At 61.0% G+C, this 18,303-nt stretch carries 17 protein-coding genes and 1 tRNA gene; 10 read left to right on the top strand and 8 right to left on the bottom strand.

Annotated features, from left to right (window positions below; genetic code table 11):
* The first annotated feature begins 386 nt into the window (after positions 1–386).
* On the top strand, positions 387–1,778 hold the full coding sequence (gabP, locus tag HBO41_RS13950) for a GABA permease (RefSeq protein ID WP_017138655.1): 1,392 nt from the start codon (positions 387–389) through the stop codon (positions 1,776–1,778).
* 282 nt (positions 1,779–2,060) lie between these two features.
* Here the strand turns inward: gabP and HBO41_RS13945 are convergent, their stop codons facing one another.
* Complete coding sequence (locus HBO41_RS13945; RefSeq protein WP_017138654.1) at positions 2,061–2,474, bottom strand: hypothetical protein; 414 nt, start codon at positions 2,472–2,474, stop codon at positions 2,061–2,063.
* A 72-nt stretch (positions 2,475–2,546) separates the two neighbouring features.
* Entirely contained in the window at positions 2,547–3,455 is a 909-nt protein-coding gene (locus tag HBO41_RS13940) for an alpha/beta fold hydrolase (RefSeq protein ID WP_169986640.1), read from the bottom strand.
* A 169-nt stretch (positions 3,456–3,624) separates the two neighbouring features.
* Between HBO41_RS13940 and HBO41_RS13935 the strand changes: the two genes are divergently transcribed.
* Both HBO41_RS13935 and HBO41_RS13930 read left to right on the top strand, forming a co-directional pair.
* Complete coding sequence (locus HBO41_RS13935) at positions 3,625–4,590, top strand: arsenic resistance protein (protein WP_169986638.1); 966 nt, start codon at positions 3,625–3,627, stop codon at positions 4,588–4,590.
* 88 nt (positions 4,591–4,678) lie between these two features.
* Positions 4,679–6,286 (top strand): glycosyltransferase family 39 protein, encoded by a 1,608-nt coding sequence (locus HBO41_RS13930; RefSeq protein ID WP_169986635.1) that lies wholly within the window; start codon positions 4,679–4,681, stop codon positions 6,284–6,286.
* An 8-nt stretch (positions 6,287–6,294) separates the two neighbouring features.
* On the opposite strand, the gene HBO41_RS13925 is transcribed toward HBO41_RS13930, so the two are convergent.
* The 5 genes from HBO41_RS13925 to HBO41_RS13905 form a co-directional block, all read right to left on the bottom strand.
* Positions 6,295–6,969: a hypothetical protein gene (locus HBO41_RS13925; protein WP_169986633.1), complete on the bottom strand. Its 675-nt coding sequence runs from the start codon at positions 6,967–6,969 to the stop codon at positions 6,295–6,297.
* A 166-nt stretch (positions 6,970–7,135) separates the two neighbouring features.
* A tRNA-Phe gene (locus HBO41_RS13920) sits at positions 7,136–7,211 on the bottom strand.
* A gap of 103 nt (positions 7,212–7,314) precedes the next feature.
* Complete coding sequence (locus HBO41_RS13915; protein ID WP_017138649.1) at positions 7,315–7,587, bottom strand: oxidative damage protection protein; 273 nt, start codon at positions 7,585–7,587, stop codon at positions 7,315–7,317.
* Complete coding sequence (gene mutY, locus HBO41_RS13910) at positions 7,584–8,651, bottom strand: A/G-specific adenine glycosylase (protein WP_138449385.1); 1,068 nt, start codon at positions 8,649–8,651, stop codon at positions 7,584–7,586. The genes HBO41_RS13915 and mutY overlap by 4 nt, the downstream gene beginning before the upstream one ends.
* Entirely contained in the window at positions 8,648–10,864 is a 2,217-nt protein-coding gene (locus tag HBO41_RS13905) for an AsmA family protein (RefSeq protein ID WP_169986631.1), read from the bottom strand. Before HBO41_RS13905 ends, mutY begins: the two co-directional genes overlap by 4 nt.
* Before the next feature lie 326 nt (positions 10,865–11,190).
* On the opposite strand from HBO41_RS13905, the gene HBO41_RS13900 reads away from it, so the two are divergent.
* The 7 genes from HBO41_RS13900 to HBO41_RS13870 all read left to right on the top strand — a co-directional run bounded on the left by HBO41_RS13900 (position 11,191) and on the right by HBO41_RS13870 (position 17,044).
* Complete coding sequence (locus tag HBO41_RS13900) at positions 11,191–12,852, top strand: OFA family MFS transporter (protein ID WP_099549501.1); 1,662 nt, start codon at positions 11,191–11,193, stop codon at positions 12,850–12,852.
* A gap of 324 nt (positions 12,853–13,176) precedes the next feature.
* Complete coding sequence (gene hisB / locus HBO41_RS13895; protein WP_017138645.1) at positions 13,177–13,770, top strand: imidazoleglycerol-phosphate dehydratase HisB; 594 nt, start codon at positions 13,177–13,179, stop codon at positions 13,768–13,770.
* On the top strand, positions 13,770–14,408 hold the full coding sequence (hisH, locus tag HBO41_RS13890) for an imidazole glycerol phosphate synthase subunit HisH (RefSeq protein WP_017138644.1): 639 nt from the start codon (positions 13,770–13,772) through the stop codon (positions 14,406–14,408). The genes hisB and hisH overlap by 1 nt, the downstream gene beginning before the upstream one ends.
* The gene (locus HBO41_RS13885) at positions 14,408–14,665 is read left to right on the top strand and encodes a DUF2164 domain-containing protein (RefSeq protein WP_005783916.1); all 258 of its coding nucleotides are present in this window, start codon (positions 14,408–14,410) and stop codon (positions 14,663–14,665) included. Before hisH ends, HBO41_RS13885 begins: the two co-directional genes overlap by 1 nt.
* 39 nt (positions 14,666–14,704) lie before the next feature.
* Entirely contained in the window at positions 14,705–15,442 is a 738-nt protein-coding gene (hisA, locus tag HBO41_RS13880) for a 1-(5-phosphoribosyl)-5-[(5-phosphoribosylamino)methylideneamino]imidazole-4-carboxamide isomerase (protein WP_008435688.1), read from the top strand.
* A gap of 9 nt (positions 15,443–15,451) precedes the next feature.
* Complete coding sequence (gene hisF / locus HBO41_RS13875) at positions 15,452–16,222, top strand: imidazole glycerol phosphate synthase subunit HisF (RefSeq protein WP_017138643.1); 771 nt, start codon at positions 15,452–15,454, stop codon at positions 16,220–16,222.
* 66 nt (positions 16,223–16,288) lie between these two features.
* Positions 16,289–17,044: an ABC transporter substrate-binding protein gene (locus tag HBO41_RS13870; RefSeq protein WP_017138642.1), complete on the top strand. Its 756-nt coding sequence runs from the start codon at positions 16,289–16,291 to the stop codon at positions 17,042–17,044.
* Here HBO41_RS13870 and HBO41_RS13865 read toward each other — a convergent pair.
* Positions 16,997–18,271, bottom strand: coding sequence for a Vps62-related protein (locus HBO41_RS13865; protein WP_169986629.1), 1,275 nt, complete (start codon positions 18,269–18,271; stop codon positions 16,997–16,999). The genes HBO41_RS13870 and HBO41_RS13865 overlap by 48 nt on opposite strands.
* Positions 18,272–18,303 lie beyond the last annotated feature (32 nt).

The raw sequence follows: 18,303 nt of genomic DNA, 5'->3' as shown, positions 1-18,303 counted from the left end.
CTACAGACGTCTGAACCCGATAAATCCACAGGCTTCGCGTAAAAAAGGGCGCGATGGTGCCAGCTTTGGCCGGGTGTTGGAAGGGTTAACCGGGCAAACGGTCCTTATCAGCCCTTTTATGGAGCGTCACGTACTTTTTGTGTGTGTTTTTGGTGCGTATTTTGGTGTCGCAGTTGGGTCGCACGGTAACGCTATAGCGGAATGCCATAGTTCTCAACGACTTGCGTGAGCTAATGAATTGTCCTACAGCCCACGTCAATCGTGGCTCTGTAATATTTTGGCGCAAATCTTGCGTAAAAAATAAAGAACGCCCCGTTGGTTTCTTTTCACGAGAAGGATCGCAGGCCGGGCGGACCGTTTTCGCAATTCCTCGCAAAGGTGTGTCAATGAGTAGTACGCAAAGCTCCAATGACCTCGAACAGGGGCTCAAACCGCGTCACGTCACCATGCTGTCGATTGCCGGCGTTATTGGTGCCGGTTTGTTTGTCGGCTCCGGCCACGCGATTGCTGCCGCCGGCCCCGCCGTGCTGCTGGCTTACGCCGCTGCGGGCACGCTGGTGGTGTTGGTGATGCGCATGCTCGCCGAAATGGCCGTGGCCTCCCCGGACACCGGTTCGTTCTCCACCTATGCCGACCGTGCGATCGGTCACTGGGCCGGTTTCACCATCGGCTGGTTGTACTGGTGGTTCTGGGTGCTGGTGATTCCACTGGAAGCCAACGCCGCCGCGACCATCCTGCATGCCTGGTTCCCCGATGTGGCGATCTGGGCGTTTACCCTGATCATCACCTTGCTGCTCACGGCCACTAACCTGTTCAGCGTGAAGAACTACGGCGAGTTCGAGTTCTGGTTTGCGCTGATCAAAGTCGTGGCGATCGTAGCCTTTGTGATCCTTGGCCTCGCGGCGATCTTCGGCTTCCTGCCGACCAGCCAGGTCAGCGGTGTTTCGCACCTGTTCGACACCCAGGGCTTCATGCCTAATGGCATGGGCGCGGTATTGGCGGCGATCCTGACCACCATGTTCTCGTTCATGGGTACCGAGATCGTCACCATTGCAGCGGCCGAATCGAAGAACCCTGGCCAGCAAATCACCAAGGCCACCAACTCGGTGATCTGGCGGATTGGTTTGTTCTACCTGCTGTCGATCTTCATCGTGGTGTCCCTGGTGCCATGGAACGATCCGACCCTGGCGGCGGTAGGTTCCTACCAGACCGTGCTGGAACGCATGGGCATCCCGAATGCCAAGCTGATCGTCGACCTGGTGGTATTGGTTGCCGTGACCAGCTGCCTCAACTCGGCGCTGTACACCGCCTCGCGCATGCTGTTCTCCCTGGGCCGTCGCGGTGATGCACCGGCCGTGGCCAAGCGCACCAACAAAAGCGGCACGCCTTACTGGGCGGTGTTGCTGTCGACGGGTGCTGCGTTCCTGGCCGTATTCGCCAACTACGTGGCGCCGGCTGCAGTGTTCGAATTCCTGCTGGCCAGCTCCGGCGCCATTGCGCTGCTGGTGTACCTGGTGATCGCCGTATCGCAACTGCGCATGCGTCAGAAGCGTACCGCTGCAGGCGAGAAAATTGTCTTCAAGATGTGGCTGTTCCCGGGCCTGACCTACGCGGTGATGGTGTTCATCGTCGGCACGTTGACCATCATGCTGTTCCAGGAAGCCCACCGCGTCGAGATCATCGCGACCGGTATTCTGAGCTTGTTGGTAGTGCTGGCTGGGCTGTTCGTGGCGAGCCGCCGCAAGGCGCAGAAGGTAGGCGCTGCGGTGCTCAATTGATGTGATGAACTGCGGTGCGCAGTGCGCCGCAGTTCAAAAAAAGTGTGGGAGCCGGGCTTGCCCGCGATGACGGGCTGGCAGGCGATAAATTCTTCGGCTGACACGCCGCCTTCGCGAGCAAGCCCGCTCCCACAGTTGTTTTGTGTCAGTCCGCAGTATCAGCTAGAAACACTGAACCCTGTGGGAGCCGGGCTTGCCCGCGATGACGGGCTGGCAGTCGATAAATTCCTCGCCTGACACACCGCCATCGCGGGCAAGCCCGCTCCCACACTTTGTTGTGTATCAGTCCTGGGAGTTGGCCAGCGCCTGGGATGCCGCCACGTAATCGGCCTGGAACTGCGGGGATTCAATCCACGCCAGCGCCGCTGCTTCATCCTCGGTGTCCGTCGCCCACTGGCGATACTCGATCAGCGCCGCCAGGATAAAATCTGTCGCGTCTTCTTCGCCTTCCTGCTCCAGCACCACGGCCAACAGTGGGTGCGCCAGGAATGCAGCACACAACGCTTGCTGGCTGCTCTCGCCGGCTGCGCGCATCTCGACGAACAACTCGGTCAAATCCACCGACTCAAGGTCAATGCGGCTGTCGTCGCCAGCGAACGCATCCGGCTTGGTCGCGACGGCGCGCTGGGTGCGGTTTTGCTTGGCCTTGGCCTTGGCCCGGTGGGCACGTTTTTGCTGCTTGTTCGGCGAGGCCATGGGCTCAACGTCCTTGGGTTCTTAATCGGGGTGGGGTATTGAAGCGCAGGTTGGGGGAAATCCCAAGGAAATCTAGACGCGCACGCCGGGTGTGCCGGGCGCCAATTCGCCTTTCTGCAGCCATCCCAGCGCAATCGGCCACAACCGGTCCTGATATTCACTGCGAAAGAAGGCGAAATGCCCGACGGTTTTTTCGCCGATATCCCCGGGCGCGATTCGCAGGTGAGTGCGCGCGCTGTTTTCAAAATAACCCAGCAGTCGCTCAATAGCCGCCACTGTGCCAAACGGATCGTCGGTGATGCTGATGGCCAGCAACTGCGCCTTCACTCGAGAAAAAGGCAGCTCGCCCAGGCCGCGCCCGCTGGGGCGCGTTTCATAGCGCGGTGTCGGCATGCTCCAGTCGCGCACCACGCCTGCCGGCGTGTCCTCCAGCCAGCCCATGCGCTTGCCGGGGAAGTAGCCGCACAGGGCCGTCACCAGCGGCATCACCACATGCCACTTGGCAAACATGCGCCAGCGCCCGCTCGCCGCGTAATCGCGCCAGTACGCAAACTGCGCGCCGACCGTGACGATGCGCCGAATCACTGCGCCGCAAGCACCGAGCCCTGCCGCGCACCCGCCGAAACTGTGGCCGACCACATCAATCGGCTGCCCCGGAAACTCCCGCTGTGCGCGCTGCAGCATCGCCTCGAAATCCAGCACGCCCCAATCTGACCACGACGCCTTGAAGCCTCGCAACGCGCCGCTGCGGGATTCGCCGATGCCACGGTAGTCGTAGGTGATCACGTCGAAGCCGTTGGCAAACAGGTAGTCGGCGAAGCGTGAATAGTGGCGGCAGCGGACCGAGGTGGCGGCGTTGATGATGACGACCGGGCGTTCGAAGTCGGTGCGCGGGTGGCGCCAGGTGAAGCCGCCGATTGGGTAGCCGTCGGCAGCGGGCTCGCAGAATGTTTGTGGGGCAGGGCGGGTGGGCAGGTTCATGAGTCGGCTCGATACTTGCGCTTTTTGGTACGGGCTTGATCCGCGCGCTTTTATAAGAAGCCGAAACTAACAAATTTAGCGCGTGATGGGCGCAGGAAATGTCGCGATGCTCGACCTCGGCGCTCCCGGTGCTTAGGCTTGCGATCAATTGATCAACCAGAGTCAGCCCATGACCCGTGACACCCTCGAACACAACCAAATCCCGATCTACTTCGTCGCCGTGCTCCTGGCGGTCGCATTTGGCGTGTTCGCCCCTTTGTCAGCCCAAGGTCTTGGCGTGCTGGTCACACCTGCCATCGCAGTGCTGATGTACGCCATGTTCCTGCAAATTCCGTTTCTGGACCTGCGCCAGGGCCTGGGTAATAAACGCTTTATCTGCGCATTGCTGCTGGCCAATTTCATTCTGGTGCCCTTGCTGGTGTGGGCGTTGACCCGGGGCCTGGTGGAACGCCCGGCGTTGCTGGTGGGCGCGCTGCTGGTGTTGCTCACGCCGTGTATCGACTATGTGGTGGTGTTTACCCATATCGGCAAGGGTGACTCGCGGCTGATGCTGGCGGCGACGCCGGTGTTGTTGTTGCTGCAATTGGTGCTGCTGCCGGTGTACCTGAGCTTCATGCTGGGCGCCCAGTCCGCCGTGGTGGTGGCGGTGGGGCCGTTTGTCGAGGCGTTCCTGTTGCTGATTGTGCTGCCGATGATCCTGGCGGTGCTGACCACCTGCCTGGCGCGGCGCTCAAGCGCTATCAATGTTTGGAACAACGCCTGGGCCTGGCTGCCGGTGCCGGCGATGGCGTTGGTGCTGTTTGTGGTGATCGGCTCGCAGATCACTTCGGTGGTGCGCGATATTGCGTTGTTGTTGCCGGTGATCCCGGTGTACCTCGGCTTCCTGTTGCTGGCGCCGCTGATAGGCGCGCTGGCTGCGCGGTTGTTTGCGTTGCCTGCTGTTACCGCGCGGGCGGTGACCTTCAGTGCTTCGACGCGCAACTCATTGGTGGTGCTGCCACTGGCGTTGGCCCTGCCTGAAGACGTGCGCGGGCTGGCCGCAACGGCGGTGATCCTCCAAACCCTGCTTGAGCTGGTGGGCGAGCTACTCTACATCCGGCTGATTCCCGCGCTGGTGTGGCGCGCCGGTCGATAAGTCCATAAATACTCGGATTTGTTCAGGCGTTATTCAGGGGTGGAGTCGGCACCATGGAGTCGGCGTACCCCACCTGAAAGGACATTCGATGGATCACCGCAGCCGTTATCGCCTGGAGTCTCTGGGCCTGTTTCTGATCGCTTTATTGCTGTTTACCTTGGGCATCTGGGACGAGCAACCCCAAGGCTTTGACGGGCGCTGGGCGTTGTTCATGCAGGAAATGTTTCGCCATGGCGCGAGTCTTTTTCCTACCACGTACGGCCAGCCGTACCCGGACTATCCCGGCACTGCGACTTTCTTCAGCTTTGTGTTTGCTCGCCTGTTCGGCGCGCCGAACCACCTGGCCAACGTGCTGCCGACGGCCCTTGCTGCGGCGGGCGTGATCGCCCTGATCTATCGCCTGCTGGTGCCGTTCAGTCGGCCTTGGGCATTGCTGACGGTGCTGCTGACGCTGCTTACCACCCAATTGCTCGATAAGTCGCGCTCGGTCTGCCTGGACCTGATGGTCGCGCTCTTATGCGTAGGCAGCTTCTACCTGCTGCACACGGGCGAGCGTCTCGGGTCACGGCTTCGACAGTTGGCGGTGTTCCCGCTGTTTGTGCTGGCCTTCGCGATTCGTGGGCCTTTGGGGCTTATCGAAGTCTGCGGCGTGGTGTGCGTTTACTGGGCGCTGGGCAAGCCGGGCGAACGGGTCAAGCAGGTGTTGATCCATGGTTTTGTGGGGCTGGCGTTGCTCGGGGCCTGCTGGTGGGCGTTGATGAAGCTGGCGCGTTTCAGCGGTGGCGAGGCCTTTGCCGACGATGTGTTCAGGATGCAGGTCAGTGGGCGCCTCGACGAGTCCGGCGAGCCGTTCTACTTCTACTTCAAGCTGAGTTTGTATCGCTATTTCCCGGTGGTGCCGTTGGCGTTGGCGGCGATGATCGCGCTGCGGCATCGCTGGTCTGAGCGCTGGGTCAACGAAGACGTGCAAATGGTGGTGCGGCTGGCGGCCTGTGGCCTGATGATCCTGCTCGGGCTGTCGGTGCCGCACTTCAAGCGTGCTTACTACATTCTGCCGATGGTGCCGATGTTTGCCGCTGTCGCCGCCTATGGGCTGCTCCAGGCGCAAAACTGGTTCGTCGGCGTGCGCCGCTGCTACGAATGGCTCGTCGTGGCGCTACCGGCGTTGTGCGTGGTGGTGTTGTTTATCTGCCGGCACACCTGGCAGAAGCACGGTTACTGGCCCGACGTGTCGCTGCCGCCGTTGATTGGCGTGTGGGTGGTGCTGCAAGTGGCGGCGCTGGTTGTCTGGCGTCGCCCGTTGCGCCTGGTGTGGCTCAGTGTGATCGCCTTGGCGGCGCAATGGTTGCTGCTGGTGGTGGTGATCGACCCGGCCAAGGACCTGCAATACGACACCCGCAAGTTTGTCAGCCAGGTAGAGGCATTGCGTGCGTCGCAGCCGGGGCCATTGGTGTTTGTCGACCTTGGCCGCGACACCTGGGCTATCCGCTACATGATGAACCTGACGCACGATGAGCAACCGCTGTTCGTCGCCGGTAACGAGCCCGAGAAGCTCGCCACCCTGCCGCTTCCATCCTGGGTGCTGGTGCCGCGCAAAGAAGCAGCGCTGCTCAAGGGCACGCCGATGGAGCAGCAGGCGCCAAACTTCGAAGGGCGGCTTAACGACAACCCGCTGATGGTGTTTCTACTGCAGTAGGCAGGCGCCTACTTGCACTGGTAGCCCTCGGGCATCGTCACGGTGTAGTTGCGCTGCACGCGGTCCTGGAAGTTGAGGTTCTGCAGGCCCTGTTCGACCAGGAACGCTTCGATCTTGGTGGCCTGGCAGTCTTCGTTGTAGGACATCACCCGCAACACGTACACCGCGCGCCGGCTTGCTTCGTCACGCGCGGTGGCGGTGAAGGTAGTGAGCGTGGTGTAGCCGGTGCGCTCCGAGGTGCCCACCGGGCCGTAGGTGGTGTTCGGCTTGCTGGTGCAGGTCAGCTGGTCGGCTTTCTTTTTGTTCTTCTTGCACTCGGTGGTGGTGCTGGTGGGCACCTGGCCGTAATCGGTGGCGGTATAGCGGTAAGTGACCTGCTTGCTGTCGACGTCCAGGATGATGGTCATTTTGATTGGCCCATGGTTCTTGGGCAGGCTGGCATCGGTGTACACCTCGCGAAAGCCCTGGTCCTTCATGGCGCTGACCATGTCCCGCAGGTAATAGCGGGCATTGAGCGTGTTTTGCGCGCTGCCGCCCACGGACGTGGTCACCAGCACCAGTGCCTGTCGATCAAAGTGATAGTCCGGATCGGGGGTTGCGTTGATCGAGACATCCATTTGTGTGGCGCAGCCACTGAGCAACGTCGTCAGCAGCAACAGCGCGCAGATCAAGTACCGGTTCATCAAATAACTACCTTGCAACAGAAAATTCAGTAACAGCTAAACGATCGAGCAGCGGGATAAATAACCCTCGGGTGTGAATCGGGCGGGGCATTGGCCCGCGGCCACTAAATCGCAGGCAATAAAAAACCCCAAGGAATCATCTTCGCTTGGGGTTTTTCGGTATTAGTGGTGCCCAGAGACGGAATCGAACCGCCGACACGGGGATTTTCAATCCCCTGCTCTACCGACTGAGCTATCTGGGCAACGGGGCGCATTAAACGGGTTTTTCAGGGGGTCGTCAAGCAAGTTTTCAAAAAATATTTAATTATTACCGTCGCTTACGTGCCGACCCCGGTTTTTGATCAATTATTGAGCAGGCGGCACGTAACCGTCGGCCTTGGCGTAATCCTCGCCGGAAAAGAACTTATCCATTTCACCCGCCAGGTATTTGCGATCTTCGCCGTTCATCATGTTCAGGCGTTTTTCGTTGATCAGCAGGGTCTGGTGTTTCAGCCAGTCACCCCAGGCTTGGGCAGAGATATGCTCGAAAATGTCCTGGCCCTTGGCACCTGGATACGGAGGGCGTTCCAGGCCTGGCAGTTCTTCTTTGTACTTGCGGCACATTACGGTGCGGGTCATGACGAAACTCCTGCGTTCAATACGTCGGCCGCGCGCTTCAGCAGTTTTTTCACCGGGGCGGCAAGGCCCAGGCGCGGCGGGGTGGCGAGGTTATACCAGAGCCAGTCGGCCTCGGCCACGTGATGGGCGGATTCCTCGACCTGCACCAGCCAGGGCTCGATGGCCAGCTGGAAGTGGCTGAAGGTGTGGATCAGCCCCGGCAGCGCCTGTTGCTCGCCCAGTGCCAGCGCGTGCTGGTTGGCGAGGTGTTCCAGGTCTTGCAGGTCATCGAGTTCCGGCAAGCTCCACAAGCCGCCCCACAGGCCCGTGGACGGGCGACGGTAAAGCAGGATCGCGCCCTCGGCGTTGGCCAGCAGTGGCATCAGCGTGCGCTTTTGCGGGATGGTCTTGCGCGGCTTGGGGATCGGGTAACGCGTCTCCAGGCCGAGCATGTGGGCTTCGCAGCCTTTTTCCAGCGGGCACAGCAGGCAGCTTGGCTTGCTGCGCGTGCAGAGCGTGGCGCCCATGTCCATCATTGCCTGGGTGTAGGCGTTGACGCGGTCGTGGGGCGTAAAGCGCTCAGCGGTGGCCCAGAGCTGTTTCGCGACCTTGGGTTCGCCTGGGTAGCCCTCTTGCGCAGTAAAACGCGCCAGCACGCGTTTGACGTTGCCGTCGAGGATCGGCGCGCGCAGGCCCATGCTCAAACTGGCGATGGCGCCGGCAGTGGACAGGCCAATGCCAGGCAGCTCAGTGAGTTTTTCCACATCCTTGGGAAATTCGCCGCCGTATTCAGCAACGACAATCTTGGCGGTCTTCTGCAGGTTACGTGCACGGGTGTAGTAACCCAGGCCGGTCCACAGGTGCAGCACTTCATCTTCCGGCGCGGCGGCCAGGGCTTCGACCGTCGGCAAGGAAGCCATGAACCGGTCGAAGTAATTGAGCACGGTGCTCACCTGGGTCTGTTGCAACATGATCTCCGAGACCCACACCCGGTAAGGCGTGATGCCCTGTTGCCAGGGCAGGTCATGGCGACCGTGGCGGTCGTACCAATCCAGCACCGCCTGTGAAAACTGCTCGTTTCTCATCGTTTGAACAGGCCTTTAAGGGCGTCTTTAAGCTGCGGATTAACCTTGTCGAGCTTCTCTTCGATTTTGTCGCTGAGCTTGTTGCCGGCGGCTTTGATGGCGACCTGAGTCAAGCCGTCCTTGTCCAGGCGGCAGGCCTTGGCGCCCAGCTCCAGCGGGCCACGGCAGCGCAGCGGCACTTCGATGTTCTGGAAGTTGGCGCCGACCTGGCAGGCCGGGTCCGGCACATCGCGCTGGTCGCCTTCGACGATGATGCCAACGCGGTAGTCCATGCCCAGCACGCGCAGGTCGACGTCACCGTTGCCGTTGACCGCCAGGCCCGGGATGCGCACTTTGAGGTCCGGGTTGCTCGCCACCCCGTTACGGAAGTTAAGCGTGCCGCGCAGTTCCTGGAACGGCGTGTCCTTGCCCTGTGGCGTGGTGCTCAGGGTCTTGCGGTTGAGTAAGGCAATGCCGGTACACAGCTGCTGTTCAATGTTGGCGTTGAGCAGCGCGCCGTTATTGATCACAAAGCTGGCGGTACCGTTAAGGCTGTCGATCAGCGCTTTTTGGCTGTTGCCACGGCCGGTGAGGTTGCTGTCGAGAGTAACCTGGCCTTTGACCGGCGGGTTTTGCCCCTGGGCTTGCAGGATGCGTTCAACCGGTACTTGCTTGATGTGGGTTTGCAGCGCCAGCAGCGGAATGTCCTGGCGCACATCGAGTGTGCCGTTGGCCTGGAAGGTGCCGTTGTAGAGGCTGCCGCTCAAGGTGTCGAGCTTGAGCTGGCCATCGGCGCCGGAGGCTTTGAGCGCTGCATTCTGGATCGGCAGCTTGCTCAGGGTCAGTTGCCCAAAAGCCAGGTCGGCGTTGACGTCCAGGGTGCGCAGGCGGGTCAGTGGCAGCAGCTTGTCGGTGCTCCACGCGCCTTTGGTCGGGGCTTCCGGCAGTGGTGTGGTGCCACCGGCGGCCATGGCGCCAGCTTCGCTGTTCTGCACTTCGGCCTGGCGGGCAGCGGTTGCACCTTTGGCCGATTCGGACTTGGCCGGCAGGTAGTTGTCGGCGTTGAAGGTGTCGCCCTTGAGCTGCACGCGCAAGGCTTGCTTGGCGAAGTCATCCACGGCGATGCGACCGGTGAAGGTGCTGCCGTCGAGTTTCAGGTTCAGGTCTTCCAGCGCCACGCTGGTCGGGGTGCCCTTGAGGCGGCTGACCAGCTCGACCTTGCTCAGGCTGCCGTCAGCCATGGGCGGCAGAGGGTGGCCGATGCTGTCGAGGAACTTGGCCAGGTCAAACTGGGCAATCGACAACGCGCCGCTGACTTGCGGGGATTTGTTCAGGTCATTGACCTTCAGTTCGCCCAAGGCGCGCAGTTGGTTGGCGGAGAGCTTGAGGTTGGTCCACTCGGCGATGTTGGCCGCCAGGTCCACCAGCAATTGGCCCTGGGTGGAGAAGGTCACGGTCTTGCCTTGCAGCGGCTCGCCGGTGGCTTCGCCGCTGAGTTTCATGTCTTCGAACTGGTAGCGCTGCAGGGCACGCTGGATGCGCAGGTTGCCGCTCAGTTCGGTTTTGACGCGCATCAGCGGCTGGTTGCTGCCCAGGAATGCAGTGAGTTTGAGTGGAATACTCGCGCCTTCGTGCACGGCGCCGGCGCTCAACTGGATGCTTTCGGCACTGAACTGTTTGCCGGTTTGTTCATCGTTGTATTCAACGCGGGCGTTGTTGATGGTCAGGCTGTCGATGTCCAGGCGGATCGGCTTGGGTGGCTTCTCCGGTTCGGGTTCGGCAGGGGCTTGTGCTGGGGCAGGGGCGCTGGCGATGTCGGCCGCGTCGGGCACATTCTTGCCGATGTCTTCCCAGTTGCCGTGGCCTTGCTTGTCACGGTTAAGGCGCAGGTTGAGGCCTTCGACACGCACATCGCTCATCTGCACTTCGCGGCGCAGCAGTGGCAGCACGCGCACCGACAGGCCGAGCATTTGCAAGTCGGCGAACGGTTGGGTCGGGGTGGTCAGGGTTGCCACGCTGGCTTCGTGCAACTCAAGGCCCAGCCAGGGGAACAGGCTCCAGCCAATATCGCCATTGAGCGTCAGCTCGATGTGGGCCTTGTCGCGGGCAATCTGGCGAATCTCGTCTTTGTAGTCGTTGGGATCGAAGAGGTGGGTCAGGGCAAAGCCCAGGGCCACAATGATCAGCAACAGCCCGAGGAGTACCAGACCCAGGATTTTGCCGAACGCTTTCATGGGCGAGTCCTTGTATGTCGATTTCAAAATTTAGCCGCAGAGTATAACGCCCGAAGGCCTGCGTCAGTTCACGCATCGTTACATTGTATCCAGGGACGGCAAAATAGGATTTTGCCGTCAGGCAGATCAGGTTGAGTGAAAAAGGTGATGTCAGTTTGGTTTTTCTGTCATCCACTGGTGCTAATCTTCGCGGGTTCGTCTGTCGTCTGCGACACAGCGTCGCGCTTAAAAGGAGCTTTACTCAACAACAACGGCCAACGCTCTGCGTGCAAGGTCGAGGGAGAGAGCGCCTGACGGACACATACTAATAACTGGGGGAAACACCAATGAGCACTAGCACTGCGGCCGGTAGTACTGCCGCGCAGCCCGCGTTCCTGTCCAAGGAGCGCATTATCGCCAAGCCCGGCTTCAACCGCTGGCTGGTTCCGCCGGCCGCCCTGGCCATCCACCTCTGCATCGGCATGGCCTACGGGTTCTCGGTGTTTTGGCTGCCGCTGTCCAAGGCTCTGGGTATCACCGCGCCGGTCGCCTGCGCGCCGGACATGAGCTTTATCGCGCAAGTCTTCTCGTCCCAGTGCGACTGGCCCATCTCCATGCTGGGCTGGATCTACACCCTGTTCTTCATCTTCCTGGGTTGCTCGGCAGCCATCTGGGGCGGCTGGCTGGAACATGCCGGGCCACGTAAGGCGGGCGTTGTGTCGGCGTTGTGCTGGTGCGGCGGCCTGTTGATCTCGGCGCTGGGGATTTATACCCACCAGATCTGGCTGATGTGGATCGGCTCCGGCGTGATCGGTGGTATTGGCCTGGGGCTGGGTTATATCTCGCCCGTATCGACCCTGATCAAGTGGTTCCCGGACAAGCGCGGCATGGCCACTGGCATGGCGATCATGGGCTTCGGCGGTGGCGCAATGGTGGGTGCACCGTTGGCCGCAGCGCTGATGGGCCACTTCGCCTCGCCAACCAGCGTGGGCGTGTGGCAGAGCTTTGTAGTCATGGCCGTGATTTATTTCGTGTTCATGATCGGTGGCGCACTGTCCTACCGCGTTCCGCCGACCGGCTGGAAGCCTGAGGGCTGGACCGCGCCGGCGAAAAAAGCCAGCAACGCGATGATCACCCACCGTCACGTGCACGTGAACGTGGCGTGGAAAACCCCGCAATTCCGTCTGGTATGGCTGGTGCTGTGCCTGAACGTGTCCGCCGGTATCGGCATCCTCGGCATGGCTTCGCCGCTGCTGCAGGAAGTGTTCGGTGGCAAGTTGCTGGGTGTGGATGTGCCGTTCGGTCAACTGGACGCGGGCCAGTTGGCCTCTATTGCGGCCATCGCTGCAGGTTTCACCGGTCTGTTGAGCCTGTTCAACATCGGTGGCCGGTTCTTCTGGGCGTCGTTCTCCGACTACCTGGGCCGTAAAAACACCTACTTCGTGTTCTTCGCCCTGGGCTTTGCCCTGTACGCGTTGATCCCGAACCTGGGGCATCTGGGCAACGTGGCGCTGTTTGTGGCGGCGTTCTGCATCATCCTGTCGATGTACGGCGGCGGTTTTGCGACTGTGCCTGCGTACCTGGCCGACCTGTTCGGCACCCAAATGGTCGGCGCGATCCACGGTCGCCTGTTGACCGCATGGGCGGCGGCCGGCGTGCTGGGCCCGGTGTTGGTGAACTACCTTCGCGAATACCAACTGAGCATCGGCGTTCCGCGCGCTGCGGCTTACGACATCACCTTGTACATCCTTGCAGGCCTGCTGGTGCTGGGTTTCCTCTGCAACCTGCTGGTGCGCCCGGTGGCCGACAAGTACTTCATGACCGACGCTGAACTGGCTGCCGAGCAGGCGCTGGGCCATGACAAAGGCGCCGATGCCAGCACTTCGCTGGAGTGGAAAGCGGCCCCTGGTACTGTGCCGATGGCTGTTGCCGCCTGGCTGGTGGTAGGTATTCCGTTGGCGTGGGGTGTGTGGGTGACCCTGCAGAAGACGGCGGTGTTGTTCCACTGATGCCGCTGTAGTCGGGCGAGCGCGGCTCCCACAGGAACCGCGCTTGTGTGGGAGCTGGCTTGCCTGCGATAGCATCACCGCGGTGTGGCCGACATACCGAGGTGTCTGCATCGCAGGCAAGCCAGCTCCCACACAAGCCAGCTCCCACACTGGATCTCTACTCGTTTCAAGACAGCGGCGGGGCGCACCATCCTGGAGCGCCTGCTTGTATGCACATGTCTATCCCCGACACTCCATCAGTCTTATCCCCTTCGATGTTTCTGTTTAGCGCCCGCGCCCCTATAATGGCTGCCTTTTTCGCCCAATGATTTTGCGGAGCTGGTGATGGCCGAACGTAAGGTATCCGTCGAGCGCGACACTCTGGAAACCCAGATCAAAGCCTCGATCAACCTGGATGGCACCGGAAAGGCCCGATTTGATATCGGTGTACCTTTTCTTGAGCACATGCTGGACCAGATCGCCCGTCATGGGCTGATCGACCTGGATATCGTCAGCAAGGGCGACCTGCATATCGACGACCACCACACGGTGGAAGACGTAGGCATCACCCTCGGCCAGGCGTTTGCCAAGGCCATCGGCGACAAAAAAGGCATCCGTCGCTACGGTCACGCCTATGTCCCGCTGGATGAAGCGCTGTCGCGTGTGGTCATCGACTTCTCCGGCCGCCCAGGCCTGCAGATGCATGTGCCGTACACCCGCGCTACCGTGGGCGGCTTCGATGTCGACCTGTTCCAGGAATTCTTCCAGGGCTTCGTCAACCACGCACTCGTCAGCCTGCACATCGACAACCTGCGCGGCACCAACACCCACCACCAGATCGAAACCGTGTTCAAGGCATTCGGCCGCGCACTGCGCATGGCCGTAGAGCTGGATGACCGCATGGCCGGGCAAATGCCGTCGACCAAGGGCGTTCTGTAATGCAGACGGTCGCGGTTATCGATTACGGCATGGGTAACCTGCACTCGGTGGCCAAGGCGCTCGAGCACGTGGGCGCCGGCAAGGTGCTGATCACCAGCGACGCCAATGTGATTCGCGAAGCCGACCGCGTGGTGTTCCCCGGCGTCGGCGCGATTCGCGATTGCATGGCCGAGATCCGCCGCCTGGGCTTTGACAGCCTGGTGCGCGAAGTCAGCCAGGACCGCCCGTTCCTCGGCATCTGCGTGGGCATGCAAGCCTTGCTCGACAGCAGTGAAGAGAACGGCGGCGTCGACTGCATCGGCCTGTTCCCCGGCCAGGTGAAGTTCTTTGGCAAAGACCTGCACGAAGACGGCGCGCACTTGAAAGTGCCCCATATGGGCTGGAACGAAGTCAGCCAGACCGTCGATCACCCGCTGTGGCACGACATTCCGGACCTGGCGCGTTTCTACTTTGTGCACAGCTACTACATCAATGCTGGCAACCCGCGCCAAGTGGTGGGTGGCGGGCATTATGGCGTCGACTTCGCCGCAGCGCTGGCCGACGGTTCGCGCTTTGCCGTGCAGTTCCATCCGGAGAAGAGCCATACCCATGGCCTGCAATTGCTGCAGAACTTCGCCGCGTGGGATGGTCGCTGGTAATGGCCAAGAAGCCGAAGCCGCCGATCTTGAACCTCACGCCCGAACAGGAGCGTGAGGCGACCGACAAGATCAAGCGTTTCATGGAGGACCGCTTCGAACTCAAGTTGGGCTCGTTCGAGGTCGCCGAGATTCTTGAGCTGTTCACCACCGAAGTGGCGCCGCACTATTACAACAGGGCGATTTTCGACACGCAGACGCTCCTTAAAGAAAGGTTCGAAAGCATCGAAAGCGACCTGTGGTCGCTTGAGAAACCCTGATTTCCCAAGCATTGCTGAATATCGAATAAGGTTTGCCAGATGCTGATTATCCCCGCTATCGATCTCAAGGACGGCGCTTGTGTACGCCTGCGCCAAGGCCGCATGGAAGACTCCACCGTGTTCTCCGATGACCCGGTGAGCATGGCTGCCAAATGGGTAGAAGGGGGCTGCCGTCGTCTGCATCTGGTGGACTTGAACGGCGCCTTCGAAGGCCAGCCAGTCAATGGCGAAGTGGTTACTGCCATCGCCAAGCGCTACCCGAACCTGCCGATCCAGATCGGCGGCGGCATTCGCTCCCTGGAAACCATCGAGCACTACGTCAAGGCTGGCGTGAGCTACGTGATCATCGGCACCAAAGCGGTGAAAGACCCCGCGTTTGTGGCCGAAGCCTGCCGCGCGTTTCCGGGCAAAGTCATCGTGGGCCTGGACGCCAAAGACGGTTTCGTCGCCACCGACGGCTGGGCTGAAATCAGCACCGTGCAGGTCATCGACCTGGCCAAGCAGTTCGAAGCCGACGGCGTGTCCGCCATTGTTTATACCGACATCGCCAAAGACGGCATGATGCAGGGCTGCAACGTGCCGTTCACCGCTGCGCTGGCCGCTGCAACCAGGATCCCGGTGATCGCCTCCGGTGGCATTCACAACCTGGGCGATATCAAGTCGCTGCTGGACGCCAAGGCGCCCGGCATCATCGGCGCCATCACTGGTCGCGCGATCTACGAAGGTACTTTGGACGTCGCCGAAGCCCAGGCTTACTGCGACGCCTACAACGGCTGAGGACTGACCATGGCGCTGGCCAAACGCATCATCCCTTGCCTGGACGTCGACAACGGTCGCGTGGTCAAGGGCGTCAAGTTCGAGAACATCCGCGATGCCGGTGACCCGGTGGAAATCGCCCGTCGCTACGATGAGCAAGGTGCCGACGAGATTACCTTTCTCGACATCACCGCCAGCGTCGACGGCCGCGACACCACCCTGCATACCGTCGAGCGCATGGCCAGCCAAGTGTTTATCCCGCTGACCGTGGGCGGTGGCGTGCGTACCGTGCAAGACATCCGCAACCTGCTCAACGCCGGTGCGGACAAGGTCTCGATCAACACCGCCGCCGTGTTCAACCCGGAGTTCGTCGGCGAAGCCGCGCAGCACTTCGGCTCGCAATGCATCGTGGTCGCCATCGACGCCAAGAAGGTCTCCGGCCCGGGCGAAACCCCGCGCTGGGAGATCTTCACCCACGGCGGTCGCAAGCCGACCGGCCTGGACGCGGTGGAATGGGCGATGAAGATGGAAGCCCTGGGCGCCGGTGAAATCCTGCTGACCAGCATGGACCAGGACGGCATGAAAAACGGCTTCGACCTGGGCGTGACCCGCGCCATCAGCGATGCGCTGGGCATTCCGGTGATCGCCTCCGGCGGCGTCGGCAACCTGCAGCACCTGGCCGACGGCGTGATCGAAGGCCACGCCAGTGCGGTGCTGGCGGCGAGCATTTTCCACTTTGGCGAATACACCGTGCCGGAGGCAAAAGCCTATATGGCCGCACGCGGTATCGTCGTTCGCTAAACGCTGCTGGACACCCTGGCAGGCGCGGGGCACTCTCTGCGCTTGCCATGGATTCCGGTAGCCTTCATGTTCAAGACCCTTCTGCTTGCTCTCGCCAGTACGTCCATTCTGTTGACGGGCTCGGCTCACGCCGAGGAACCGTCCGACGCCTCCCTGGTGTTGCTGACGGAAAACTTCCCGCCTTACAACATGGCGAAAAACGGCAAGAACTTCGCCAAGGAAGAAAACATCGAGGGCATCGCCGTCGATATCGTGCGCGAGACGTTCAAGCGTGCGGGCATTTCCTACAACCTGACTCTGCGTTTCCCTTGGGAGCGCATCTACAAACTCGCCCTGGAAAAGCCCGGCTACGGTGTCTTTGTGATGGCGCGCCTGCCAGACCGCGAAGCCCTGTTCAAATGGGTCGGCCCCATCGGCCCTGATGATTGGGTGATGCTGGCCAAGGCCGACAGCAAGATTGAGCTGACAGACCTTGAACAGGCTCGTCGATACAAGGTCGGCGCCTACAAAGGTGATGCCATTGCCGAGACCCTGGAAAAGCAGGGCCTTAAGCCCATCGTTGCGCTACGTGATCAGGACAATGCGCAAAAGCTGGTGGATGGCCAGATCGACCTGTGGGCCACCGGCGATCCGGCGGGCCGTTATCTGGCTCGCCAGGTGGGGGTGACCCAACTGAAAACCGTGCTGCGCTTCAACAGTGCCCAGTTGTACCTGGCGCTGAACAAAGACGTGCCGGATGAGGTGGTGGCCAAGCTTCAGGCGGCACTCGAGCAGTTACGGGGTGAGGGTGGTGTCGATCAGATCATGGCCCGTTACCTCTAGTTCGGGCTCTGCTTGAGGTGACTCATCAGGCAGCACCTCTGCGTTTGGAGACTCGCTCATGTACACGTGGTCACCATTGGTATAGCTGGCGGTGCTTGAAACCTGACTGCCGTCCTGTCGCAGCAGGCGGTATTCGCTTTGGACAAGGTACGCCGCAACGGCTTTTTTCGGCGGAACATAAGTGATGATTTCCAGCGACGAAGCCTGGTCCCAGCCTTTCGCCGAGCGCTGCGTGTGTGTGAAGTCGCGATCCAGGTGCGCCGAAAAACTCAATTCGAAGACGTGTTCGCCCACCGGCCACTCTTTGCCCAGACCGATACTGGTGTTGGCCGCCAGTGCCTTGGCAGTCCCGCTTACTTCACCTTTCGCGGCCGTCCACATGAATGGCTGACTGGTAGCTTCGGTGTTGTGCCCAAAGCCGACACACAGGTGGCGGTCCGTGCGCTCCAGGCGGTAGGTGGGCGATGCCTGAAACTGTTCGATCACGGCCAACTCCGGGTCTTTGACACAGAACCATGGCAGCTCACACACCTGAGGCGTGTGGACGGATTCATCATTGCCCGGGCTTTCGTACCCGCTGAGCGTGGGCGGTGGCGGCAGGTCGTGCAGTTGCGCTGTCAATGTCAGGCGCAGTGAATAGGCCTCAAGGCTTGGCTTGGCATAGTCGCCATGGCCTATGAAGGTGCCGGGGGCGAGGTATATTTCGCCGGCGGGTGCATCGGGAGGTGTCACCGACCAGAGGCTTAAGTCGTTGGTGGCGCCGCTGCCTTTATCGTCCCAGATCAATTCGCCCGTTTGAGCGGCCATCACCAGGTCTTTTCGCACGCACCGCACGGCATGGCGTGAAGGTTTGTCGTAGTCCACGCCGTACACCAGCCCCATCGCCACATAGCCCTCTGGCGGCAGCGGGCGCCAGATAGATGCATTGCTCAGCGCTCCGGTGCCTTCATCCTGCCACACCAATTGATAATCGACGGGCGCACGCAGGGCCGTGCCGTCGACGTTGTTCGCGTCGCTGACGACGGCGACAACGTTGCCGTGGTTGATATTGCGATAGTGGTCGACCGCAATATCACCCAAGGTAAAAAACGGTCTCAGTGCATCGGAGGCGGTGCTCGGCCGCCAGAGGCCGACGGCTTTGTGCGCGCCCGACCCCTTGTCGTTCCACAGCGGCAGAAACTCGCTGGTAAAGCTGATGAGCAGGTCATTGAATTGCAGAGGCTTCATGGAGGGCTCTCCAGTTGATGGGAGCATCAACT

The sequence above is a fragment of the Pseudomonas sp. WS 5146 genome (genome assembly GCF_012985495.1).
GTDB classification, from domain to species: domain Bacteria; phylum Pseudomonadota; class Gammaproteobacteria; order Pseudomonadales; family Pseudomonadaceae; genus Aquipseudomonas; species Aquipseudomonas edaphica.
This window is presented reverse-complemented; position numbering and strand designations above follow the sequence as displayed.